At 65.9% G+C, this 23,439-nt stretch carries 27 protein-coding genes; 21 read left to right on the forward strand and 6 right to left on the reverse strand.

Features of this window, described 5'->3' with window-relative positions; all coding sequences use genetic code 11:
• Positions 1–76 precede the first annotated feature (76 nt).
• The gene (locus ACN9MV_RS13605) at positions 77–1,519 is read right to left on the reverse strand and encodes an amidase family protein (RefSeq protein WP_426392685.1); all 1,443 of its coding nucleotides are present in this window, start codon (positions 1,517–1,519) and stop codon (positions 77–79) included.
• A 137-nt stretch (positions 1,520–1,656) separates the two neighbouring features.
• Here ACN9MV_RS13605 and ACN9MV_RS13610 point away from each other — a divergent pair, with 137 nt between their 5' ends.
• The 20 genes from ACN9MV_RS13610 (at position 1,657) to ACN9MV_RS13705 (ending at position 18,563) form a co-directional block, all read left to right on the forward strand.
• On the forward strand, positions 1,657–2,664 hold the full coding sequence (locus ACN9MV_RS13610) for an ABC transporter substrate-binding protein (protein ID WP_093052056.1): 1,008 nt from the start codon (positions 1,657–1,659) through the stop codon (positions 2,662–2,664).
• A gap of 17 nt (positions 2,665–2,681) precedes the next feature.
• Positions 2,682–3,533, forward strand: coding sequence for an ABC transporter ATP-binding protein (locus ACN9MV_RS13615; RefSeq protein WP_093078147.1), 852 nt, complete (start codon positions 2,682–2,684; stop codon positions 3,531–3,533).
• A complete protein-coding gene (locus ACN9MV_RS13620; protein WP_426392687.1) occupies positions 3,530–4,288 on the forward strand; it encodes an ABC transporter permease in 759 nt (252 codons plus the stop codon). Before ACN9MV_RS13615 ends, ACN9MV_RS13620 begins: the two co-directional genes overlap by 4 nt.
• Complete coding sequence (locus ACN9MV_RS13625; RefSeq protein ID WP_426392689.1) at positions 4,267–5,025, forward strand: ABC transporter permease; 759 nt, start codon at positions 4,267–4,269, stop codon at positions 5,023–5,025. Before ACN9MV_RS13620 ends, ACN9MV_RS13625 begins: the two co-directional genes overlap by 22 nt.
• Positions 5,025–5,795 (forward strand): class II aldolase/adducin family protein, encoded by a 771-nt coding sequence (locus ACN9MV_RS13630; RefSeq protein WP_307614562.1) that lies wholly within the window; start codon positions 5,025–5,027, stop codon positions 5,793–5,795. Before ACN9MV_RS13625 ends, ACN9MV_RS13630 begins: the two co-directional genes overlap by 1 nt.
• Before the next feature lie 43 nt (positions 5,796–5,838).
• Complete coding sequence (locus ACN9MV_RS13635; RefSeq protein WP_307614563.1) at positions 5,839–6,678, forward strand: TauD/TfdA dioxygenase family protein; 840 nt, start codon at positions 5,839–5,841, stop codon at positions 6,676–6,678.
• Positions 6,679–6,749: 71 nt separating this feature from the next.
• Positions 6,750–7,487: a GntR family transcriptional regulator gene (locus ACN9MV_RS13640; protein ID WP_258349797.1), complete on the forward strand. Its 738-nt coding sequence runs from the start codon at positions 6,750–6,752 to the stop codon at positions 7,485–7,487.
• Positions 7,488–7,548: 61 nt separating this feature from the next.
• Positions 7,549–8,382: an SDR family oxidoreductase gene (locus ACN9MV_RS13645; protein ID WP_093052042.1), complete on the forward strand. Its 834-nt coding sequence runs from the start codon at positions 7,549–7,551 to the stop codon at positions 8,380–8,382.
• Positions 8,379–9,554, forward strand: coding sequence for a pyridoxal phosphate-dependent aminotransferase (locus ACN9MV_RS13650; protein ID WP_426392692.1), 1,176 nt, complete (start codon positions 8,379–8,381; stop codon positions 9,552–9,554). The genes ACN9MV_RS13645 and ACN9MV_RS13650 overlap by 4 nt, the downstream gene beginning before the upstream one ends.
• A gap of 11 nt (positions 9,555–9,565) precedes the next feature.
• Complete coding sequence (locus ACN9MV_RS13655) at positions 9,566–10,447, forward strand: alpha/beta fold hydrolase (protein WP_426392694.1); 882 nt, start codon at positions 9,566–9,568, stop codon at positions 10,445–10,447.
• The gene (locus ACN9MV_RS13660) at positions 10,447–11,727 is read left to right on the forward strand and encodes a Zn-dependent hydrolase (RefSeq protein ID WP_426392695.1); all 1,281 of its coding nucleotides are present in this window, start codon (positions 10,447–10,449) and stop codon (positions 11,725–11,727) included. Before ACN9MV_RS13655 ends, ACN9MV_RS13660 begins: the two co-directional genes overlap by 1 nt.
• On the forward strand, positions 11,724–12,677 hold the full coding sequence (locus tag ACN9MV_RS13665) for a cupin domain-containing protein (protein WP_426392697.1): 954 nt from the start codon (positions 11,724–11,726) through the stop codon (positions 12,675–12,677). The genes ACN9MV_RS13660 and ACN9MV_RS13665 overlap by 4 nt, the downstream gene beginning before the upstream one ends.
• A gap of 87 nt (positions 12,678–12,764) precedes the next feature.
• Entirely contained in the window at positions 12,765–13,034 is a 270-nt protein-coding gene (locus ACN9MV_RS13670; RefSeq protein ID WP_093052028.1) for a hypothetical protein, read from the forward strand.
• Between the two features lie 221 nt (positions 13,035–13,255).
• Entirely contained in the window at positions 13,256–13,525 is a 270-nt protein-coding gene (locus ACN9MV_RS13675; RefSeq protein ID WP_093052025.1) for a hypothetical protein, read from the forward strand.
• Between the two features lie 44 nt (positions 13,526–13,569).
• Positions 13,570–13,851, forward strand: coding sequence for a hypothetical protein (locus ACN9MV_RS13680; protein ID WP_093176717.1), 282 nt, complete (start codon positions 13,570–13,572; stop codon positions 13,849–13,851).
• Positions 13,852–13,997: 146 nt separating this feature from the next.
• Positions 13,998–14,426, forward strand: coding sequence for a hypothetical protein (locus ACN9MV_RS13685; protein WP_426392699.1), 429 nt, complete (start codon positions 13,998–14,000; stop codon positions 14,424–14,426).
• 106 nt (positions 14,427–14,532) lie between these two features.
• Complete coding sequence (locus ACN9MV_RS13690) at positions 14,533–16,068, forward strand: diguanylate cyclase domain-containing protein (RefSeq protein ID WP_426392701.1); 1,536 nt, start codon at positions 14,533–14,535, stop codon at positions 16,066–16,068.
• Between the two features lie 141 nt (positions 16,069–16,209).
• Positions 16,210–17,283: a putative FMN-dependent luciferase-like monooxygenase gene (locus ACN9MV_RS13695; protein WP_426392702.1), complete on the forward strand. Its 1,074-nt coding sequence runs from the start codon at positions 16,210–16,212 to the stop codon at positions 17,281–17,283.
• Positions 17,284–17,293: 10 nt separating this feature from the next.
• Complete coding sequence (locus tag ACN9MV_RS13700; protein ID WP_093052010.1) at positions 17,294–17,938, forward strand: CMD domain protein; 645 nt, start codon at positions 17,294–17,296, stop codon at positions 17,936–17,938.
• A gap of 13 nt (positions 17,939–17,951) precedes the next feature.
• Entirely contained in the window at positions 17,952–18,563 is a 612-nt protein-coding gene (locus ACN9MV_RS13705) for an alkylhydroperoxidase domain protein (RefSeq protein WP_354337883.1), read from the forward strand.
• Positions 18,564–18,682: 119 nt separating this feature from the next.
• On the opposite strand, the gene ACN9MV_RS13710 is transcribed toward ACN9MV_RS13705, so the two are convergent.
• Both ACN9MV_RS13710 and ACN9MV_RS13715 read right to left on the reverse strand, forming a co-directional pair.
• Complete coding sequence (locus tag ACN9MV_RS13710) at positions 18,683–19,024, reverse strand: RcnB family protein (RefSeq protein WP_093052003.1); 342 nt, start codon at positions 19,022–19,024, stop codon at positions 18,683–18,685.
• Positions 19,025–19,640: 616 nt separating this feature from the next.
• Positions 19,641–20,213 (reverse strand): tetratricopeptide repeat protein, encoded by a 573-nt coding sequence (locus tag ACN9MV_RS13715; RefSeq protein ID WP_307614571.1) that lies wholly within the window; start codon positions 20,211–20,213, stop codon positions 19,641–19,643.
• 510 nt (positions 20,214–20,723) lie between these two features.
• On the opposite strand from ACN9MV_RS13715, the gene ACN9MV_RS13720 reads away from it, so the two are divergent.
• Positions 20,724–21,377 (forward strand): hypothetical protein, encoded by a 654-nt coding sequence (locus ACN9MV_RS13720; protein WP_426392704.1) that lies wholly within the window; start codon positions 20,724–20,726, stop codon positions 21,375–21,377.
• Positions 21,378–21,399: 22 nt separating this feature from the next.
• On the opposite strand, the gene ACN9MV_RS13725 is transcribed toward ACN9MV_RS13720, so the two are convergent.
• The 3 genes from ACN9MV_RS13725 to ACN9MV_RS13735 are packed head-to-tail and all read right to left on the reverse strand — an operon-like array spanning position 21,400 to position 23,434.
• On the reverse strand, positions 21,400–21,933 hold the full coding sequence (locus tag ACN9MV_RS13725) for a hypothetical protein (protein WP_426392705.1): 534 nt from the start codon (positions 21,931–21,933) through the stop codon (positions 21,400–21,402).
• Between the two features lie 14 nt (positions 21,934–21,947).
• Complete coding sequence (locus tag ACN9MV_RS13730) at positions 21,948–22,475, reverse strand: carboxymuconolactone decarboxylase family protein (protein WP_426392706.1); 528 nt, start codon at positions 22,473–22,475, stop codon at positions 21,948–21,950.
• The gene (locus ACN9MV_RS13735) at positions 22,475–23,434 is read right to left on the reverse strand and encodes a Bug family tripartite tricarboxylate transporter substrate binding protein (RefSeq protein WP_426392708.1); all 960 of its coding nucleotides are present in this window, start codon (positions 23,432–23,434) and stop codon (positions 22,475–22,477) included. The genes ACN9MV_RS13730 and ACN9MV_RS13735 overlap by 1 nt, the downstream gene beginning before the upstream one ends.
• Between the last annotated feature and the right edge of the window lie 5 nt (positions 23,435–23,439).

The raw sequence follows: 23,439 nt of genomic DNA on the forward strand, positions 1-23,439 counted from the left end.
TTGAGCATCGCCGATCCCGCATCAAGCCGTGAAGGCCTGTTACGCGAAGGGGCGTAGTGTTTTGGCGACGCCGTGTTCAGTGGCTTGCCAACTTCTGCACGCTTGGGGCGATTGGTGCTTCAGGCAGCGCGGCTTCGATGCCGAGCGCCAGTGCCAGCAGCGCCGTGTCGGTGCCTTGCGCGCCGGTCAATTCCAGCCCGGCAGGCAGGCCGTTGGAGGCGAGGCCCATCGGCAGGCTCACCGCCGGCAAGCCCGCCATGCCGGCCGGGCCGGTGTTGCGGATGTAGGCCGAAAAAGCCGAGGTGGGGCGGCCGCACAGCGTTACTTCCACGTCTTCTCCGATGCGCGCGGCGGTCAGCGGGCTGGTCGGGAAGACGAGGGCGGCCAGGTCGTGCCGCGCGAAGCAATCGCGGTACGCCGCCTGCATGCGCGGGCGCAGGGTGTGCAGCGCGTGGGCGTAGGCCTCGGGCGTGATGGCCGTCGCGCCGAAGAGGCGTTCGAACAGCGGGCGCACGTCGAGGCTGACCACCGCGTCGGTGAGCGCGCGAGCGTCGAAGGGGCGGTCGTGCCGCGCAAAGTAGGCGGCCAGCGCGGGCAGGATCTCGTGCAGCGAGATCGTCATCGATCCCTCTTGAAACAATGCGCCGGCTTCGGCCAGGTCGCAAGGCACCAGCACGGCGCCGGCTGTGCGCAGCAGCTCGAGGCGCTCGCGGGCCAGTTCGGCCACGGGCGGATCGACCTCTTCCCAGAAGTAGGCTTCGGGCACTCCAAGGCGCACGCCTGTGAGCGGTGTCGGGGCAATCTGCAGCGGCCCGCCGGCCACCGCGTGGTCGACCAGCACGCAGTCGTCCACGCAGCGCGCCATGACGCCGGCGGTGTCGAAGGTTGGCGATATCGGCACCAGCCCTTCGTCCGGCCAGCGGTGCACCGTCGGCCTGAAGCCCACCAGCCCGCACAGCGCGGCCGGCACGCGCACCGAGCCGCCCGTGTCGGTGCCGATGGCCACCGGCGCGGCGCGCATACCCAGCAGCGCAGCGTTACCGCCGCTGGAGCCGCCCGTGACGCGTGCAGCGTCGAACGGATTGCGCGACGGCCCGAAGCCGTGGTTGTTGCCGGTAACGCCCTGCGACCACTCATGCAGATTCGTCTTGCCGAGCACCAGCGCGCCTGCGTCGATCAGCCGCTGCGCTACGCCGGCGTGCATGCGCGGCCGGTGGTCCGCCATCCACGGGCTGCCAGCCGTGGTCGGCATGCCGGCGACGTCGATGTTGTCCTTGAAGGCCAGCGGCACGCCATACAGAGGCAGCGTTCCCGGCGCGGGGCGCGGTGCGGCATCGAGCGCGGCGGCGGCTGCGCGAAGCGCCGCGGGGTCCTGGTGGAGCAGGGCGCCGAAGGGTGCGATTGCGCTGGCGCGTTCCAGCAGCGCCTGCGCGTAGTCGGTGGCGCGCAATTCGCCGCGCGCCATCTGCCCGGCGGCTTCGCGGGCGGAAAGATCGGTCAGCGCATGGATTCGGTTCATGAAGGCTCGAAGTGGGGCGGAAGCTGCACTCCGGTGCATGTTTCGGGCCAATTCGCGCTTCTGGCGCCAGAAAACAGGCTGAAATTGCATGGCATGAATACTGCTATGAGAGTTTTTTGTATCCATGAGGCCATCCAATGTCTTTCAAGTCCTTGCGTATCCTGGCCGCCGTCGCAACGTCGATGGCTCTTCTGGCGGGCATGCCCGCGTCTGCCGCCGAGAAGGTCTCGCTGCGCCTCAAGTGGCTGGCGCAGGCGCAGTTCGCCGGCTTCTACGTAGCCAAGGCCAAGGGCTTCTATGACCAGGGCGGCCTCGACCTGACGATCAACCCGGGCGGTCCCAACCTGAACGTCGAGACGCTGGTCGCCTCGGGCAACGACACCTTCGGCCTGGCCGGCGGCACCGAGACCGTGCTGCTCGCCCGCGAAAAAGGCCTGCCGCTGGTCTGCATCGGCGTGACCGTGCAGAACACGCCCTTCACATACGTGACCTACAAGGACTCCGGCATCACCAAGGTGAAGGACTTCGCGGGCAAGAAGGTCGCGACCTGGTTCACCGGCACGCAGTACACGCTGTACTCGATGCTCGCCTCGGCCGGCGTAAAGCAGAGCGACCTCACCATCGTTCCCCAGTCGGGCTCCATGGCGCCCTTCGTCGAGAAGCAGTTCGACGTGGCCGCGGCCACCTACTACAACGAGCTCAACACGCTGAAGGAGCAGGGCCTGGGCGACAAGCTCACGCTCATCAAGCCCGACGACTACGGCGTGGTCGTGCAGCAGGACACCGTGCTCGTGTCGGAGAAGTACCGCAACGAGAAGCCGCAGCAGGTGCAGGCCTTCCTGACCGCCACCATCAAGGGCTGGAAGTACGCGCTGCAGAACAAGAAGGAAGCCATCGACATCGTCATGGCCGCCGCCCCCAGCCTGAACCGCGCGCACCAGGAAGCCATGCTCGACGAATTCGAGAAGCTCGTGAAGGCCGGCAAGGGCACCACCGACGGCATCCTCGCCATCGACCTGCCCACGGTGGAGAAGATGCAGGCGCAGCTCGTCGGCTACAAGGCGCTGAAGGCGCCGGCCGACCTGTCGAAGGCCTACGACGCCAGCTTCTGGACGCAGGTGCCCGCGGCCGACAAGAAGTTCTGAGCCGCATCGCCGCAGCCATGAAATTCATGCCTCACGAAGTGATGCCGCCCGCCGTGAGCGACACGGCGCCGCCCATGCTCGAGTTGGTCAACGTATGGAAGCGCTTCGGTGAAGCGCAGGCCAGGACCGTCGCGGTGTCGGGCGTCAACCTGCGGATCGCGAAGAGCGAGTTCGTCACGCTCGTGGGCCCCTCGGGTTGCGGCAAGTCGACCCTCTTCAACATGATCGCGGGCCTGCTGCCGCCCGACGACGATGGCTCGCTGCTGTTCGGTGGCGCACCGCAGCGCGACGGCCAACTGCTCGGCAAGGTGTCGTTCATGCCGCAGCGCGACTTGCTGTTCCCCTGGCGCACCGTGCTCGACAACGCCATCCTCGCGCTCGAGGTGGAAGGCGTGCCGCGCAAGGAAGCGCGCGAACGGGCCCGCGCCATGCTGCCTGAGTTCGGCCTGGCGGGTTTCGCCAACCACTATCCGCACCAGCTCTCGGGCGGCATGCGCCAGCGTGTCGCGCTGATGCGCACCTTTTTGTTCGAGCGCGACCTGATGCTGCTCGACGAACCCTTCGGCGCGCTCGACGCGCTCACGCGCACCCGCATGCAGCACTGGTTGCTGGAGCTCTGGGCCAGGCACCGCCGCACGGTGCTGTTCATCACGCACGACATCGACGAAGCGATCCTGCTCGGCGACAAGGTGCTGGTGATGACGGCGCGCCCCGGCACGGTGAAGAGCGAGACCGTGATCGACCTGCCGCGCCCGCGCGACCCGTCGGTGGTGCTGTCGCCGGAGTTCATCCGCATCAAGCAGCGCCTGCTGGCCGAGATCGAAGAAGAAAGCCAGAAGACCTTCGCGCAGGAGGGCACCGCTTCGTGAACGCCCTCTTGCAGCGCGCAGTGCGCTCGCCCGCGCTGGCCTTTGTGGGCCTGGCGCTGGTGTGGGAGATCTGCGTGCACGCCTTCGCGCCGTCGCCGCGCTACCTGCCGGCGCTGAGCGCCATCGTGCAGGACGCGTGGTCAGTGTGGCCGCAGCTTGCGCGTGGCTTCGGCCGCACGCTGCTCGAAACCGTGCTCGGCTTCGCGATGGGCGCGGTGTTCGGCTGCGCCTGCGGCACGGTGTTCACCTATTCGCGCTGGATGGAGCGCTCGGTGTTCCCGCTGTTCGTGGTGTCGCAGACGGTGCCGGTGGTGGCCTTCGGCGCGCTCATCGTCATCTGGTTCGGCAACTCGCTGCTGGCCAAGGTGATGACGGCGTTCTTCCTGACCTTCTTCCCCGTCACGGTGAACACGCTGCGCGGCCTGAAGTCGTGCGACCCGCAGCGCATCGCGCTGATGAAGAGCTTCGGCGCCAACCGCCTGGTGATGTTCTTCAAGCTGGCCGTGCCTTCGGCGCTGCCGCAGATCATGGTCGGGCTGCGCGTGGCCGTTGGCCTCAGCCTGATCGGCTCGGTGGTGGGTGAATGGTTCGGCGAAACCGTGGGCCTGGGCGTGATGCTCATGGAGGCGATGAACGCCGACCTCGTGGTGCGCCTGTGGGTGGTGATGTTTGCCTGCGGGCTGATGGGTGCGCTGCTCTACGGGCTGCTCACCTTCGTGGAAAGGAGGCTCGTATGGTGGCGCAGCGAAAGCTGATGGAATCGCCCGTCGTGCCGGTGGTGCTGGGCATCGTCGTGCTGCTTGCGGTGTGGGAGGGCGCGATTCTGCTCTTCAATATTCCGCCGTTCGTGCTGCCCAGCCTGGGCACGATCGTGCAGCATGCGTTCACCGACACGGGGCGCTTGATGAGCGCATTGCTGGCCACGCTGGGCGAGGCGCTCGGCGGCTATGCACTGGGCAGCGTGCTCGGGCTGTTGCTGGCCGTGGTGTTGCTGCTGGCGCCGCCGCTGGAGCGCATCGTGATGCCGCTGGCGGTGGCGGTGAACGCCGTGCCAACCGTGGCTTATGCGCCGCTGTTCCTGATCTGGTTCGGCCTCGGTGCCGCTTCGAAGATCGCGCTGGTGGCGCTGGCTGTCGGCTTCACCATCCTGGTGAACGCGCTGCACGGCCTGAAGCAGGCCGACATCGCGGCCGTGAACCTGATGCGCAGCTTCGGGGCAGGGCAGTTGAAGATCGTGTGGCGCCTGCGCCTGCCGGTGGCAATGCCCTCGGTGGTCACTGCCCTGCGCATCGGCGTGCCGCGCAGCATGATCGTCGCGATCGTCGGCGAGATGCTGGGCGCCTATGCGGGACTCGGGCGAATGATCTATGAATCGACCCAGCAGGTCGATCTGCTGAGCGTGTGGTCGGCAGTGCTCGTTGCATCGATTGCGAGCATGGTCTTCTACGGCCTGCTGGTGTGGATCGACCAGAAACTGGTGTGGTGGCGCTGATGGCAAAGACGAATCCCGCGGCATACCCCGACACCGAAGCCGGGCTGCGCGTGCAGCTCGCCGCCTGCTATCGGCTGGTGGCGCACTTCGGCATGGACGACCTGATCTACAACCACATCTCGGCACGCGTGCCGGGGCCGGAACATCACTTTCTCATCAACCCCTACGGGCTGCTGTTCTCTGAAGTGACGGCTTCGTCGCTGGTGAAGATCGACCTGGACGGCAACAAGGTGGACGACACGGACGCCGAAGTGAACCAGGCCGGCTTCGTGATCCACAGTGCCATTCACGCAGGCCGGCCCGACGCGCTGTGCGTGCTGCACACTCACTCCGAGGCCGGCACCGCCATTGCCGCCATGCCCAACGGCCTGGCGCCGCTGAGCCAGTTCGCGATGCGCTACCAGGGCCATACCGCCTTCCACGACTACGAAGGCGTGGCGCTGGAAACCGGCGAGCGCGAGCGGCTGGTGCGCGATCTGGGCCCGCACCACACGCTGGTGCTGCGCAACCACGGCATCCTGACGGTGGGCCGCACGATTCCCGAGGCCTTCATCCTCATGTACTACTTCGAGAAGGCGGCCAAGGTGCAGCTGCTCGCACAGGGCGGTGTGGCGCCCGGCGAATCGCTGGTGTACCCGCAGCCCGAAGTGAGCGATCTGGCCGCGCGCCAGTTCACCGAATTCGCCGGCGACATCCTGCCGCCCGGCACGCGCGAATGGCCTGCGTTCCTGCGCATGCTGGAGCGCACCCAACCCGACTACCGGCTTTGAGCGCCGGCACTTTCCTCTTCATTCCCAGAGACACATTTCGACCATGCAACTCGAGAACCTCACCTCTTTCATCGGCACCGAAGTCAAAGGCATCGACCTGCGCGAGCCCGTGAGCGACGCCGACTTCGCGGTGCTGCGCGACACGCTCAACCAGCGCTCGGTGCTGCTGTTTCGCGGCCAGAGCATCAACGAATCGCAGCACGTGGCCTTCTCGCGCCGTTTCGGTACGTTGCTGGGCCACGTGCTCACGCAGTTCCTGAAGAAGGAGCACCCGGAGGTCTACGTGCTGTCGAACGTGTCGGAAAACGGCAAGCCCATCGGCAACCACAAGGAGGGCTGGAACTGGCACTCCGACCTCTCGTACAAGGCCGAGCCCTCGATGGGCGCGCTGCTCTACGCGCTCGAAGTGCCGCCGGTGGAAGGCGACACCTTCTTCGCCTCGATGCACGCCGCCTACGAAGCGCTTGACGACGACATGAAGGCGCGCATCCGCCACATGACGGCCACGCACAGCTACGCCAACTACTACGGCAAGGCTTTTGCCGACCGCAACCCGCTCACGCCCGAGCAACTGGCGGCCACGCCCGACGTGGTGCATCCGCTGGTGCGCACGCATCCTGAAACCGGTCGCCTCTCGCTGTACGTGGGCGAAGACGTGGTCAAGCACATCGACGGCCTGCCCGCCGATGAGAGCACCGCGCTGCTGGCCGAGCTGAACGCGCACGCCATCTCGCCGGAGTTCAGCTACCGCCACAAGTGGCTCGCGGGCGACCTGCTGGTGTGGGACAACCGTTGCACCATGCACCGCGCCACGCCGTACGACGACAACGTGTACCGCCGCGTGATGCATCGCACCACCGTTGCCGGTGATCGTCCCTTCTGACATTCCGATCTGCCGAGCAGGCCCCGCGTTTGAAAACCGACAAAGACAAGCACAACAAGGAAGGCAAGAACATGGAACCGAACGAACCAGAGATGGCAGCGGAACCTCCGGCGCTGCGCGGACGCGAGCGCCAGCGCGGCAAGGGTGCCACGCTGTCCGACGAACTGAAGGACACGCTCGAAGACCTGATCGTCAGCGGCGTCATGAAGCCCGGCGCGCGGCTCGACGAAGCCGAGCTGGCCGAACGCTTCAAGGTGTCGCGCACGCCGGTGCGCGAGGCGCTCAAGGCGCTGGCCGCCACCGGCCTCGTCGACCTGCGCAGCCGCCAGGGGGGCGTGTGCGTGGCGCGCATCTCGCTGCCCATGCTCATCGAGATGTTCCAGATGATGGCGGTGATGGAAGGCCTGTGCGCCAAGTTCGCCGCGCGCCGCGCCACCGAGGTGCAGAAGCAGCGCATGAGCCAGCTGCACGACGAGCTGACGAGCATCCTCGCCTCGGGCGACCACTCGCGCTTCTACGACGTGAACCAGGACTTCCACGACGCGCTCTACGAAGCCTCCAACACGCATTACCTCGCCGAGCAGACGCGCGCGCTGCGCAAGCGCGTGCGCGTGTACCGCCGCTACGTGACCTTCCAGCCCGGTCGCATGACCGCCACCATCGGCGAGCACGGCGCCATCCTCGATGCCATCCGGCGCAACGACCCGGGGGCAGCGTTCAACGCCGCCATCGACCACGTGAGCCTGCTCGAGGACGACATCGTCGACCTGATCGCCGCGCTGTCCGAGCAGGACAACGGGGCTGCCTGAGCCCCTTCTTTCAACGCACTCAACGCCACCCTTTTTCGATCGCATCCCAGGACATCACTCCATGAAACTCGAACTCGAAGGCAAGACCGTACTCATCACCGGCGCCTCCAAGGGCATCGGCCTTGCGGCCGCCCATTCGTTCGCGGCCGAAGGCTGCCACCTGCAACTGGCCGCACGCGACGGCGCCGCCCTGGCGGCCGCCAAGGAAGAGATCGAGAAGATCTACCCGATCAACGTGCGCGTCCACCCGATGGACCTGGCCGCGCCCGGCGCGATGGCGCAGCTGGCCGAAGCGGCCGGGCATGTCGACATCCTCGTGAACAACGCGGGCGACATTCCGGCCGGCCCCATCGAATCGCTCGACTTCGCCGTGGTGCGCCGGGGCTTCCAGCTCAAGGTGCTGGGCTACATGGAGCTCAGCCAGATCTACTACGCGCGCATGAAGGCCGCGGGCGGCGGCGTGATCGTGAACGACATCGGCAACTCCGGCGAGAACTGGGACGCCAACTACATCGCCGGCTCCACCGGCAACGCCGCAGTGATGGCCTTCACGCGCGCCCTGGGCGGCGTGAGCCTGGACGACGGCATCCGCGTGGTGGGCGTGAACCCCGGCCCCGTGGCGACCGATCGCATGGTCAAGCTCATGAAGCGCCGCGCCTTCGACACCCATGGCGACGAAGGCCGCTGGGAAGAGCTGTTCGACAACTACCCCGGCGGCCGCCCGGCCACGCCGGAAGAGGTGGCCGAGCTGATGGTGTTCCTGGCTTCGCCGCGTGCGGGCTACATCACCGGCACGGTGGTGACCATCGACGGCGGCATCGCGGCGCGCGGCTCGATCATCAAGACCAGCAAGAAGGTGGTCGAGGCCGAACAGGCCCGGAGGCTCGCGGCATGAACGCGGCGCTGAACCCCGCCGCTGCAGTGCCGGCCGTGACGAGCGACGCCGAAACCCGCAACCAGTATTTCGACCGGCTGTTCACCAACCCAGACCTGATGTGGCTGGGCCAGAACACCAATCACTTTCCGCTGCACCCCGCCGTGCGAAAGGCGCTGCACGACGCCATCGACGACGAGAGCTTTCACGCCTATGCGCCGCCGCTGGGCATGGAAGCGCTGCGCTCGGCCATCGTGGAAGACCTGGGCGTGCCGGACCAGTCGGCCGTGGTGACCGACGGCGCGGTGTCTGCGCTGGCGCTGGCTTGCCGTGCTTTCTGCGTGGCGGGCAAGGGCTTCGTGACCACCGACCCGGGCTGGAAGTGGCCGCTGCAGTTCGCCGCCAAGGCCGGCTCGGCGATCACCGAGATTCCGATCTACGGGCCGGAGTACGGCTTCAAGCTGTCGGCCGAGGCGCTGGCTGCGTCGACCGACGGGAACACAGCCGTCATCTACCTCGTGGACCCGAACAACCCGCTGGGCACCACCTACACCGAAGACGAAATCCGCGCCTTCGCAGACCGTGCGCGCGAGATCGGCGCCATCCTCATTCACGACTGCACCTACCGCGACTTTGCCGACAGCCACACGCTGGCTTCGCGCTTCTACCCGGAAGGCACGGTGACCATCGTGAGCTTCTCCAAGTGGCTCGGCCTCGCGGGCCTGCGCCTCGGAGCACTGGTGGCTTCGCCCGAGCTGCTCGCGCGCATCCTGCCGCATTCGCAGGCGCCGCTGGGTGCGAGCGTGCTGGCGCAGCGCGCAGCAATCGCGGGCCTGGGCGTGAAGGCCGAATGGATGGCCGAGGTGATCGCGCAGCAGCGCGAGAACCAGCAAATGATCGTCGACGCCTTCGCCAAGCTGCCGGGCTTCGAGGTGCCGGTGTTCCCGTCGCAGGCCAACTTCATCGTGGTCGAGTGCAGCAAGGCGGGCGTGACGCCCGAAGCGCTGGTCAGCGCGCTGGGCGAGCACGACATCATGGTACGGCAGGGCACGTATCACACGCCGCGCTTCGGACATCGCTTCATCAAGATCTCGACCACTGTGCCGAAGGCTTGGGCGCAGGCGCTGTGCGATGTGCTGCCGCAAGCGGTCGAGCGGGCACGCGCACTGCCGGCCACGGCCGCGCTGTTCTGAGGAGGCGAACGATGAGCTTCGCCACCACACCCGACGGCGTTCGCCTCTACTACGAGACCGCCGGCAGCGGCACGCCGATCGTGTTCGTGCACGAGTTCGGCGGCGACCACCGCAGCTGGGAGCCGCAGATGCGCTACTTCGCGCGGCGCCACCAGTGCGTGACTTTCGGTGCGCGCGGCTATCCGCCGTCGGACGTGCCGGCCGACATGGAGCGCTATTCGCAAGCCACCGCGGCCGACGACATCGCCGCCGTGATGGACGCGCTGGAACTGGAGCGCGCGCACATCGTGGGCCTGTCGATGGGGGGCTTCGCTACGCTGCACTTCGGCCTTCGCCATGCGAAGCGGGCCTCGTCGCTGGTGATTGCCGGCGCGGGCTACGGCGCGGAGAAAGAGCACGAGGAGTACTTCCGCGGCGTCTCGCTCGAAGTGGCCAAGCAGTTCGAAGCGCAGGGCTCGGAGAAATTCGCCCGCACCTATTCGCAGGGCGCGAGCCGCGTGCAGTTCCAGAACAAGGACCCGCGCGGCTGGCAGGAATTCGCGACCTGGCTCGGCGAGCACGATGCCGTCGGCGCGGCCAACACCATGCGCGGCGTGCAGGCGCGGCGCCCGTCGATCTACGACCTGGAGAGCGATCTGCGCGTGATGAACGTGCCCTCGCTCGTGGTGGTCGGCGACGAGGACGACCATTGCCTGCAGCCCGGCGTCTTCCTCAAGAAGACCGTACCGGCCTGCGGTTTGGCCGTGATGCCCAAGACCGGCCACACGCTCAACCTGGAAGAGCCAGCCGCGTTCAACGCCTTGCTGGCCGAGTTCTTCGCGCAGGTCGAGGCCGGCCAGTGGAAGCCGCGTGATCCGCGTGCGCTCCCCAGCCAGATCATGAAGACCGACTGATGACCGCCGAAACCGCCACCGAAGAAGTCGCCGGGGAGCAAGGCATCTGGCGCATCGATGCCGATCGCCTGTGGGACCGGCTCATGAAGCTCGCCTGCATCGGCGCCACGCCGGGCGGCGGCGTAGACCGGCAGGCGTTGAGCGCGGAAGAGATCGCGTCGTGGCGCACGATGATCGACTGGGCCCTGTCGGCGGGGCTGGAGCCTTCGACCGATGCGGCCGGCAATCTCTTCATCGCGCTGCCGGGCGCCGACCGCGACGCGCCACCCGTGCTCGCGGGCAGCCATCTCGACAGCCAGCCCGGCGGCGGGCGCTTCGACGGCGTGTACGGCGTGGTGGCTGCGCTGGAGGTGCTGACCACGCTGGCCGGGCGTGGCGTGCGTCCGCCGGTGGACATCGTCTGCGTGGCGTGGATGAACGAGGAGGGCTCGCGCTTCGCACCCGGCATGATGGGCTCGGAAGCCTTTGCCGGCGTGCGCAGCCTCGAGGCCGTGCGCGCGGTGCGCGATGCCGCCGGCATCTCGGTAGCCGATGCGCTCGATGCGTTGCACGCTGCGTTCCCGGCGCTGCGGCGGCGGCCGCTGGGCTTTCCGGTGGCGGCGTACGTAGAGGCGCACATCGAGCAGGGGCCGATACTGGAAGCGCAGGAGCGCGTGATCGGCGTCGTCACCGGCATCCAGGGCAAGAAGACTTTCGACGTCGTGATCGAGGGCGAGCGTGGTCACGCTGGCACGCTCGCGATGGTCGAGCGGCGCGATGCGCTCGCAGCCTTCACGCGCATTGCGACGGCGCTCTATGCCGAGATCGGCGGCCACGACGACGCGGTGAAATTCACCATCGGCCGGCTGCAGGTCGAGCCGAACGCGCCCTCGGTGGTGCCCGAGCGGGTGACGCTGCGCATCGACCTGCGGCATCCCGACAACGCGGTGCTCGAACATCTGGGTCAGCGATTGGCCGCGCTGTGCGACTCGCTTGCCGCGCCGTGCCGGGCGAGCGTGACCCCCTTGGTCGATGCGCCGTCCAACGGCTTCGATCCCGCCTTGCAGCAGGCGATTGCGCAAGCCGCCGAGCGCATCGGACAGCCGCACATGCCGATTCTTTCGGCTGCCGGCCACGACGCGCGCCACATGGCGCCGCTGTGCCCGAGCGCGATGATCTTCATTCCCTGCCGCGACGGCGTAAGCCATGCGGAACACGAGTGGGCGGAGCCGGCGCACGTGGCGGCCGGCGCAAACGTGCTGCTGCGTGTGCTGATGCCCTATGTGGGGGCCGGAGCATGACTGCCGCAGACATCGCCACCGTCGTCGACATGGCCGATCTGCCGATGCAGCATCCGCGCGCGCCGGCCAGCGTCGCGCAGGCCAGGGCGCGCTTCTTCAATTCCGGCAATGCCTTCAACGTGAAGCTGCCAGAGGTGCCTGCGCGGCTCTTCGCGTCGCCGCCGGAAGGACGCTATGGCATGTTCGATTGCGACCAGTCGCGGGCGCTGGGCTGTGGCTTCCCGGCCACCACGCCGCTGATGCTCGCGCGCTACGTGCGCATTGCCGCCCGCGATGCGCTGCTGCCGCTGGACGTTTGCGCCACCGGGTCGGTCTGGTACGTGATTTCCGGCAGCGGCAGCCTGACAGGCGCGGTCGACAGGTTGACCTTCGGCAAGGGCGACGTGTTCCTGCTGCCCGGCGCGCCGGGCTACCGGCTCGAAGCGGGCGCCGAGGACGTGCTGCTGTGGACTGTCGGCAACGAGCCGCAGCTGGCTTTTGAACGCGCGCAGCCGGCGCCCGTGGCCAAGGCGACCATCGACGCCGTGCACTATTCGGCCGCGGAGATCGAGCACCAGTTCGCGCTGATTTTTTCGAGCGGCACGAGCGAGGAGACCTCGGGCCGCGCGCTGATCTTCTCGTCCGACCGGCAGGCCGCCGCACGCAACCTTACGCCCACGCTGACATTGAGCTTCAACACGCTCGAGCCGAACACGCACCAGCGCACGCACCGCCACAACTCCGCCGCCATCACGCTGGTGGTGCAGGGCGAGGGCTGCCATTCGGTGGTGGGCGGTGCGGTGTGCCCGTGGGCGCCGTGGTCCACGCTGGTCACGCCACCCGGTGCGCCGCATTCGCACCACAACGCAGGCCCGCGCGGCGCGCTCTTCCTCATCGTGCAGGACGGCGGGCTGCACTACCACGCGCGGACGATGGGCTTCGAGTTTCTGGAGGCCGCCGGTGACCGGTGAGCGGTGGCCGGCGGAGAAGGCAACGTAGAAGCCGAACGTTCACACCCGCTTCTTCGGATTGTCATTTGGGCGCGCCACCATGCGCGGATGGCTGGTCAACTTATCTCCATCGCCCTGACAGTGGATCAACACGACGAGGGCGACTATTTCTGGGTGCTGCTGGAATCCTTCGACAACTCGATGGAGTTCGAACCGCTGATGGAAGCGGCCAAGGGCTTTCATACCTACGCCGAGGCGTTGCAGGCGGGCTACACCGTGCTGCGCGGCCTGTCGGAAGACCTGAACGTCGGCCCGCGCGAAGAGGTCGACGAATCGGTGTTCGCTGAAGAAGACGACGCTGTCGGCGAGCTCGACTAGCGGCTTCGCATCTACACCGATTGGCGGAACCCACAAACATGGGTGGTGTTAGCCAATTGGCGGATGTCCAATGGCTGTCAGCAAGCGTAGGCTCTGACCGACACGTATCCCCGTGGCCATGCGGAGACAGTGCATCACTGCATGTCGCAGGTGTCGCGGCCGGTGGGCGTGTCCTGTCAAGACAGCCGCCGATGCGAGCCACAAGAAAGTCGGGGAATCAAATGGTCGAGTATTTCCGGGTAGGACTGCCCTACATCCGTGTGCGTTTCAAAGTGCCCGCGCGACGCGGAAGCCGTGTCGAGCTCAACGGCAGATTCGGTGTCATCACCGGTGCCAGCGGGGAACATGTCCTCGTCAAGTTCGACGGCGAGTTCGCCGCGGCAATTGTTCATCCTGTTGACCTCAACTATGTGGAGGCAGGGGAGGCAACAGAGCCGGTGAAGCTTCAGCCGTCGGTGCCGGGGGGCGCGGCCAGGCCTTGCGCCGAGTAGGGCGCGGCTATGCTCGGCGGCAGTGTTTGATGCAGCCGAATGAAATGAAGAAAACCAACCCACCGAAGAAAACCAGCAGCTACGACATCAAGAAGCAATGGCACTGGGGCCGCGCCATGCGCGAACTGCGCATCGCCGATTTCCTGAAAGACGGGCGGGTGCTGGTGCCGGGCGAATACACCGGTGAAGGGCCGGCCACCGACGACGGCACTGGTGCGCTGCGAACTGTGGGCGGCATCCAGGTCGGGGCTGCCGACTACGCGACGGGAATGATGTGGGTGGGTCGCAAGCTGCGTGAGGGTGACCTGCCTGCGAAGCCCGACTGATCGCCCCCCATTTGGTCGCCGGCGGTCGCTGAATCGACTGCCCAAGCAGCCGCAGACTGGTTAACAATGGCAAAAAACTGTATATTCGTACAGTATTTTGGCCGCAAGCCTTGTTCAGCGCGGTACGCGCTTGGGGGCGATGAACCATGAACCAGTTTGAGCTTTTCTTCCCGCGGGTCGCAGCAACGGCATTGCCCATCGCACTGTCGCAACAAGCGCCGCCGCCGCCATTGCCGCAAGAAGATCGCGAGGAGCCGTTCCAGTTCGAAGACGTCGAGGTCGAGGCGCGTGTCACGTACGCCGTGCGGCTAGCCGACTATCCGCACCCGGCAGCCGATGCCGTGAAGGTCGCCGAGCAGCGCTTCCGGCGCGAGATCGACCGGCAACTGGGCGCCGATGTGGTCGAGGCGCTGCGCGCATTCCAGAACGCGAGCGAATCGAGCGAAAGCGATCTGTCGAAGGCGGAGATCGCGATGGCCAAGCGCTGGGCCAAGGCCTACGACGCGGCGCGCACCGCGGGCTTTCGCGACCTGGGAGACACCGACGAGGCATTTTTCGACGTGCGGCCGATCTGAGCCGCGCTGACGACCGCGCCTGCAGATTGCGCGGAGGGTGACGATTCGGCCGCAGCTGTGTCAAAGTCGGGCAAGGCTTCAGACATCACTGCTTCGAAAGCGCATCGTGTTTCGTCGACGATCCATCACCTTCCGGACGACGGCCTTCGTGGCCGTGGTTTGCCTCGCCCTCGTGGCGCTCGACGGCTTGAACAGCTGGCACTCGCGAAGGGTCCAGCTTCAGCAGATGAGCGTTGCGACGTCGAATCTCGCACGTGCAATGGCACAGCAGGCGGACGACACGATCAAGCAGGCCGACACCGCGTTGGTCGGCATGGTCGAACGCATGGAATACGACGGCATGGGGCCCGCTGCCATCGAACGGCTTCGCAAGGTGCTCGCGATGCGGGTGGCCGAGCTCCCGCAGCTCGACGGGCTTCACATCTACGACAAGGATGGAAACTGGGTCGCAAACTCCCGGCAGACACCGCCGCAAAACCTGAACAACGCGAGCCGGGAGTACTTTCGGTATCACCGCGAACACGAGGAGCGGGGACCGCACATCGGTGTGCCGGTGAAGAGCCGCGTCAACGGCAAACTGCTCATTCCCGTGTCACGGCGCATCAATCGCGCGGACGGCAGCTTCGGCGGGGTGGCGCTCGCGACGATCGACATCAGCTTCTTCACGAAGTTCTACGACAGCCTCGACATAGGCCAGGCTGGCGCAGTCGCGCTGGTTCTCGAGAGCGGGACGATGATGACTCGCCGGCCGTACAGCACCGACATGGTCGGAAGAAACATGCTGGACACCGGCCTCTACCGTTCGTACGTGACCCAGGGCCCGGTCGGGACGGCCGAAATCCTGTCGGCGCAGGACGGCATCACGCGGCTGAACAGCTTCCGGCGGCTCACCAACTACCCGCTGTTCGTTGCGGCGGCCCTCTCCAAGGACGAGATCCTGGCCGCCTGGTGGCGGGAAACGCTTTGGCATACAGGAGGCGTCATTCTCCTGGCATTGATCGTCGGTTTCGTGGGATGGCGGCTGGTGAAGCAGATGGAGCTGCGCAGCAAGACCGAGGCCGAGCTGCGGCGCGCACGCGACGCGCTGGAGACGCTCAACAAGACCCTGAACACCCTCGCGATGGAGGACGGCCTTACGGGTTTGGCAAATCGCCGGCAGTTCGACGTGACGCTCGACAACGAGTTCAGCCGTGCCATGCGAGACGCGAGCACCCTGGCGCTCATCCTGATCGATGTCGATTGCTTCAAGCAGTTCAACGACATCTACGGCCATACGGCCGGGGACGAGTGCCTGCAGACGATCGGCCGCACCATCGCAAGCCTCGCGTCCCGCCGCCCGGGAGACCTCGCGGCCCGCTATGGCGGGGAGGAACTGGCCGTGCTGCTGCCGAATACCGATGTGGCTGGCGCGGCCGTGCTGGCGGAAAGAATCCGCAGCGCGGTGCGCGACCTGGCAATCGTGCACGCCGGTGCTCCCGACGGCTTCGTGACGCTGAGCGCCGGCGTGGATGCGCTCAGCCCCTCGGTCACCCACGGACCGCCGAAGGAGTTGATTCAGTCGGCCGACAAGGCCCTGTACGCGGCCAAGATGGGAGGCCGGAATCGCGTTTGCACAGCGGAGATACGCCCGACGACGGCGTGAACGGCTTTCCGCGCTCCCGCTGCGAGGACAGGCGGCGATACACGCAAACCGCATAAACAAGCGCGAAATCCGGATTTCCCTGCGGACCGCATCACGGGCAAGACTCGAAGGCTTTCGACAACCCAGCCTTCTTCTCTTCGGATGCCCGGCACTTCTCACTCCCCGCGCCAGCTTCGCCTCGGCTTCTTCAGCCGCCTGCTCGACGACGCGACAGCCGCCGAGCGCTACCGTCTCGCCGCTGCGCAGATCGCCCACGCCGAGGCCTTCGGCTTCGATTCGGCCTGGGTGGCGCAGCATCACTTTCACGAACACGAGGGAGGGCTGCCGTCGCCGTTCGTCTTCCTGGCCTATGTGACCTCGCGCACGAAGCGCATTCGCCTGGGCACGGGCATCGTCACGCTGCCGCTGGAAAACGCCGTGCGCGTGGCGGAGGACGCGGTCGTGCTGGATCTGCTCTCGGGTGGCCGGCTCGAGGTGGGCGTGGGAACCGGCGGCACGCCCGAATCTTTCGCGGCCTTCGGGCTGGATGGCAACGACCGTTCGGCCATCTTCGCGAGACAGCTTGCCGCGGTGCGCGCAGCGTGGGCCGGCAAGCCGCTGCAGGGCGGCGACACGCTGTACCCCGCGGGCTCGCCGCTGCTGGACCGCATCTGGCAGGCCACGTTCTCGGTGAGCGGCGGCACACGAGCGGGGGAGGCTGGCGACGGCCTGATGCTCTCGCGCACGCAGCCGCGTCCCGAGCACGCGCCCGACGCGTCGCTTGCCGACATTCAGAACCCGATCGTCGATGCCTACCTTGCTGCATTGCCGCCCGGCAGCACGCCGCGCATCGTGGGTTCGCGCAGCGTCTTTGTGGCGGAGACCCGCAAGGAGGCGCTGCGCCTGGCCGACATAGGTCTGCGCCGCTCGGCGGCCCGCTTCGCTGCTTCGGGACAGATCGGCCTCGCTGACCGCGCCGGCCCTGATGCCCCGCTCGAACAATTGATCGCCGCGTACGACGTGCACGTTGGATCGCCCGACGACGTGATCGCCTCTCTGCGCGCCGACAGAACGCTCGCACGCGTGACCGACCTGGTCTGCCAGGTGCATTCGGTCGATCCGCCGCACGAGGCGATCCTGCGCTCCATCGAACTGACCGCCACCGTGGTCGCGCCGGCCCTCGGCTGGGCGCGCGATGCGAGCGTGTCGGACCTTCAATCCCTTGCACTTCTCTAGGCTGGATTTCATGAACGCCACCGTTTCTTCTTCTGCGTCTGCTGTGCCTGATGTCATCGACCGGCTCGTCGGCATCGAGCCGGGCAGCCACCTCGACCAGATCCGCGTGCAGCGCGAGCAGGCGCGTACCCATGCGCAGCAGAGTTATCTCTCGCTGTTCGCGCCGACGCCGCCTGTGTTCGGGCATTTCGAAATCGCAGACCGGTTCGCCGTCGCGGCCTTCGTCGCCGGACTGCACGGGCAGGCCGACGTGGCGCGCTTCTATGCCGATGCGCTGGCGGGGCAGGGCGCTCGTGCCGGGGTGGCGGAGGCCATCGCCATCGAAACGAAGCGGGGTTCCACGCAAGGGCCGTACGGGCGCTATCCCGCAGGCCCGCTCAGTGCTGAAGATGCCCCTGGCCCTTCGTATGCGGTGGGCGCCGCGCAGCGTCCGGTGCTTGGCGAGCGGCTTTCGGCCGGCCTCGTGCATGCGCACCTGTTGGTCTTTCACCCACGCGATGCAAGCCCGGTTGCGTTGCAGTCTCTGCTCGATGCGGGGTGGTCGAGCACCGAGATCGTGACCCTGTCGCAGCTCGTCGCCTTCCTTGCATTCCAGATCCGTGTCGTCACCGGCCTCAGGGCGCTGGCGCAACGCCCCGTCACCCTTGTCGATTGACCCGAGGAACACCATGACTGCCGAATCGGCCCTGAGCCATCCCCACAACACGCACCCGAATGCCTTCACGCAGGCGCAGCTCGAATGGCTGCCCTGGCTCGAACCGCTGCCCGAGGCCGAACTGACCGAGCGGCATTTCGCCGGGCTGGTGGACGCATCGCGCGCCAAGTCGCCGTACTTCCGCCTGCTGGCGCGCGACCCGGACATATTGGGCGCGCGCACGCGCACCGACAAGGACATCTTCTACAACCCCGAAGCCGGCCTGCCGCGCGCCGAACGTGAACTCTCAGCCGCCGCGGCCTCGCGCTACAACGGCTGCATCTACTGCGCCTCGGTGCACGCGCGCTTCGCCTCGCATTTCTCGCAGCGCACGGACGATGTGCAGCGCCTGCTGGACGAGGGCGTGAAGGCCGATCTGGGCGAGCGCTGGAATGCGATCGTGGCGGCCTCGGTTGCGTTGTCTGCCACGCCATCTGCGTTTGGCGCGGAGCACATCGAGCAGCTGCGTGCGCAAGGCCTGGACGACCTCGCGATTGCCGACGTCATCCACGGCGCGGCGTTCTTCAACTGGGCCAACCGGCTGATGCTGTCGCTGGGCGAGCCGCAGGAGCGCGGAGCAGATTGAGTCACGCCAACAGGCTCAGGAGCCAGTTGAAGAATTGACCGATGGCGACCATTGCCGCCCATAAATCCCGGAGTGCGTCCAGCAAGTTCACCGCCCTGCAATTCAACAGATGTGCTGTTTCAGCGAGGACCAAAACCTGGCCCGGGCCCGCCATGGCCGCCATGTCCAAAAAATGCAGCCAGGAAAGTCGCAGCGATGATGCCGGTGGCTACGGCCACGAGCACATATTGCCCGTCGACATAGCGCCAGGCGTAGCCCTGTGGAGGCGCATAGAGACCTCTGGACTGCCAGTCGCTCACGACATACACCTCGCCTTGATACCCGGGCGGCAGAGGCGAGCCAGGCGCCAGGACCACATTGGTGGCAACGGGCGTTGGTGCGACCACGCAGCCACCGAGAGTGGATGCGGCAACGACGGCGGCCATGGAGACCGTAGTGAGTTTCTGGGTGATGTATCGCATGTTGGTTGAGCTCCTTTGAACAACGGAGGCTCAGCCTATGCCACCACTTGGGCCGAAATTTGGAGATGGGATGAGAGGTGCCGGTTGACCGGTCTCCCGGATTGCCGATGGAGAGGGCTGTATCTAGTCAGAAGTAATGTTGTTGCTCTTGATGACTGCCCGCCATCTGTCGGTTTCCGTTTTCAGGGACGGCAGCGGACGCTACGAGGGTGTTGATTGCGCTGTAAAGGGCTACCAAGCTCCGGGAACGGGAGCAGAGCAATTCAGGACGGACTATGGAGCAAACCCACCGACGCGAAAAAACAGACCCAGGATCAGCATCTGTACCAGCCACCATTGACCAAGCAGAAGGCCAACGGCCACTCCCAAAATTGGCCAGTACTTCAAGCCGGTTTTCCGGAGAACCAAGGCGGAAAGACCGCAGTTCAGGAGTCCGAGCAGGGACAGGAAAACCCAATACCACTGAGTGGCCCAAAGAGTCTTGTATGCCACGAACGTGAGCAGGGAGGCGCAGGTAAAGGGCGCCCACAACCTGACCGCGGATCTGGAAATTTTCACCCGAAGCTTCCGTTGCGAATCATGATTGCGCGAGCATTGTTGTGCGGCAGAGCAAGGTCTAGGAGATCAAAAGATCCGAATCGTCATTGACCATGGAGACCATGAAGCCCCAGCACACTGCGGCAAGAATCTCCACGAGCCCGATAGGCTGCCAAACAATACCTCGTCTGCCGCGCAGATCTTGAAGACCCAGTTCTCGCAGCGCGAAGGCATGACCATGCATCGCAGCTTCTTTCAGGACTTCATAGGACCGCTGAAGATCGCGTGAAACGCCTTTGCCATGAGCCAACGAATAGCCGACACGAAACATCGAGGGCAGATGCCGCTTTTCTGCGCCCATCGCATAGAAGCGATGGGCCTTCGCATGTTCGCCAGCTCGCGTCAACCAACGGGCGAAGTAGAAGCAGCCCAGCGGATGCCCGTGAACTGCTGCTCGCTCGTAGTAGGCAGCAGCTTGGCTCTCGTCTTTCTCGCAGCCAACCCCTTGAGACAACATCCAGGCGACAAAAACCTGGCTTTCGACATACCCTTCGTCTGCCTGCACTTGATAGAGATCAAAGGCCAGATAAAGCAGGCCGTCCGTGTATGCCTTGCGGGCGGCGACCAGTTTTTCTTCGCGGTCTGCATGCATGCGTTCAGGGCCTTGTCTCATCGAGTCGCTTCGGCAACCGGTCCGCAAACAGTTCTACGACCGGCATCTGCAGATGCATTGGCCGACTTTGTCGGGCACACAGATCGTGCCGCAATGACCGGAGCAAGCGTAACGACATGCTCAATGAGGCAATCAACAGTCCTTTTGGGGTTTCTGTGATTGCTCATCGAAAGGATTACTTCGACCTCCTTGAGACCTTGTCGGAGGCCTCGAGGTCGCACCTCACAGGACGGCAGGTATCGTTTTACAGAACTCCCGCACAGACTCCACGTTGGTTTCGATGGGGGCGCGCACACTGCCTCTCGACAGCGGTTCGGCGCTGGTAGAGGCCAGGGAGAAAAAAGCCGCTCAGGGAAACCGCCTCGATGCCGACCGCTGTCACTTTTCTTCTCATACTCAGGCGCTGCCCCAGCGATAGATGAAGCGCCGATGCCGACCTCTTCCATGCCGCTTGGATAATGCGGTCTTTGTGTCAGCAGCAAAGCAAGAATGAGTGCCGCGGATTTCCTTTTCTCTCCCGAAGTACAGAAGCTCCTCACGGTCCTGTACGCGGCGCCCGATCAACAGTTCTCGACGAGTGAGCTTGCACGGCGGGCGAAGCTGGAGGAGGCCGAGACCGCCCTCACTTCGGAGCATCTCGTCCGCAGCGGCATCGTGAAACGGCAGGCGGCGAAGGCAGACCAGGCCGATACCGTTCAGGTCGATCGCTCGTTCGTCTTTCACCACGAGCTGCGGAACATCGCGTTGAAATCGTTCGCCGTGGCAGAACCGATCCGCGCCATGCTGCGTTCCAAGTTCAAGGACTCGGTCGTGCGCGCGTTCGTGCTGGGAGAGGACGCGCAAGGCACTGTGGAACTGCTGGTCGTGCACGGCCGGCTGGTCCCTGACGAAGCCACCATGACGACAGCTTGTCAGAAGTTGTCGAAGACCATGGGCCGCCACCTCAAGGTGCACGTCATCCCGATCACCAGGCTCAATGGCATGTCGCCGCGCGACCCGTTGTCTTCGAAGCTCTCCGCGACCAGCGTGCATGAGGTCGTCGCGCTCGGAGATACCAAGGCGGCACTGCCTGTCGAACGGAGCAGTCTTTTGCAGGCGGCCAGAAAGAAGCTGGCTACGCTGGCCAGACCGTCCGCGCGATAGGCTTCGGCGATGCGAGCCGTGCTCAGCGTGCGGCCGACAGCCGACGAAACATGGTTCGCCCCGTGTTCCGGAAAGCGGGGCGAACCCGCGAGCTCCAGGGCGTTGCACGCACGGCCAGCCACTCGGGGCTGCCCAGGGTCTCGGCGCCCGCGAGGTCGTAGCAGGCGTAGTAGCGCGGCGAGCCTGCGGTGTCGATGTACCGGGCCGCCCGGATGGTCCCCGGCACGGCGGCCAGTCCGGGCAGGTGTTCCTGCGCGTACCAGGCGTTGAGGTCGTCCTCGAACCCGGGAAGCACGTCCGTTTCCACAACATAGTGGTGCGAAGCAACCTGGCCGGCCGACGCGCCCTGCACCTCCTGCAAGCAGGCGAGCCGTTTCCACTCGCCTGCAACCCCCTGGGGCGTGAGCACCGGCGGCGTGCTCCCTGCCGCGTAGAAATAGACCCAAGTGCCATTCATTGCCTGCCATGGCTGAACTCCAGGCGGCAGTGTGCGGACCGGCGCGAGCGGCTGTTCGGCCATGGATGTGTCGGACTTGAGAAGCCATAGATCCTGCATTCCGGGCTCCTCGTTCAATGCGCGACGTTCAGGGCAACCAGCAGGCGCGACACCATGTTGTAGGCCGCCACTGTCGCCACGACTTCCACCACGCCCTTGGGGTCGAAGTGCTGCTGGATCCGGCCCATGAGCTCTTCCGCAACCACGATCTCGCGGGTCATTGCATCCGTGAGTTCGAGCACCAGGCGCTCCAGCGGCGCGAACACGCCTGACAGCGCCTCCTGCCGGACGGCGTCGATCTTCTCCGCGCTGACGCCCGCCTTCTGTGCATGCGGCACGTGCGCGTCGTACTCGAAGCTGGCGCCGTTGAGCACGGCGACCCGAAGGATCATCAGTTCGCGAAGATCGGCGGGTACGCCGGTCTGGTTGCGAACCGCCGTGAGCATGCGCTCCCAGCCCGAGGCGATCGGCCCGCTGTTGAGGAGCACTTGGTAAAGCAGCGACACGCGACCGCGCTGCGCCATGATGCGGGACTCGATCTCGGCCAGCTCGGGGCGTGTGCCGGGCTGCACGAGGGGTACGCGGACAGGGGTGGTCGTCATCACTCGGCCTTGATGTTCTTGGTGTGGATCAGCTTCGCCCACTTCTCGGTGTCCCGCTTCTGGATGGTCGCCAGTTCCTGGGGCGTGGACCCGGCAGGCTCCGTGCCCGTCTTCAGCAGCTTCTCGCGCACGCCCGGGTTGGCCAGTGTGTTGCGCACCGCCTTGCTGAGCGCCTCGACGATTTCGGGCGGCGTCTTCGCGGGCGCAAACAGCGCATACCAGTTGTTGGTGTCGACGCCCCGGATGCCTTGCTCTTCCAGCGTCTTCACGTCCGGCAAAGAAGGGTGTCGCTTGCTCGAAGCCACACCCAGCGCCTTGAGCCGTCCGCCTTGCAGATGTCCAAGCAGCCCGGGCACGTCGCCGAAGAATCCGCCGATCTGGCCTCCCATCAGGTCCGTGATGGCCGGCGCTGCACCCTTGTAGGGGACATGAAGCAGCCTGGCGCCGCTCGAATCGGCCAGCTGCTCGATTGCCAGATGCGGAATGCTGCCCGTGCCGGAGGAGCCCATCGGTGTCGCTTCGGCGCGCTTCTTCGTTGCTGCCACGAAATCGGCCGCGTCCTTGGCCGGGTTGCTCTGCTGGGTCACCAGCAGTTCGACGTTGTTGACGACCAGCGAGACCGGCGCGAAGTCGCGCTGCATGTCGTAGGGGAGCTTCTCGTACAGCGAAGAATTGATCGCAGCCGCGCCGACGCTGGTGAACCACAGCGTGCCGCCGTCCGGGGCCGACTTCATGACATCGACGGCGCCGATCGCGCCGTTGGCGCCAGGTTTGTTGTCGACGATGACCGTGCGGCCCAGCTCCTTGCCGAGCTGTTCGGAGAGGATGCGGGCGACCGAGTCGACAGGTCCCCCGGAGGTGAAGGAAACGACGATCCGCGTCGTCTTCGGCTGTGCATGGACAGCGGGCGCCAGCGCCATGGCAAATGCTGCCGCGAGCAGGATGCGTTGGATGGTCATGAATG

It is taken from the genome of Variovorax sp. R-27 (assembly GCF_049913215.1).
Classification (GTDB): domain Bacteria; phylum Pseudomonadota; class Gammaproteobacteria; order Burkholderiales; family Burkholderiaceae_C; genus Variovorax.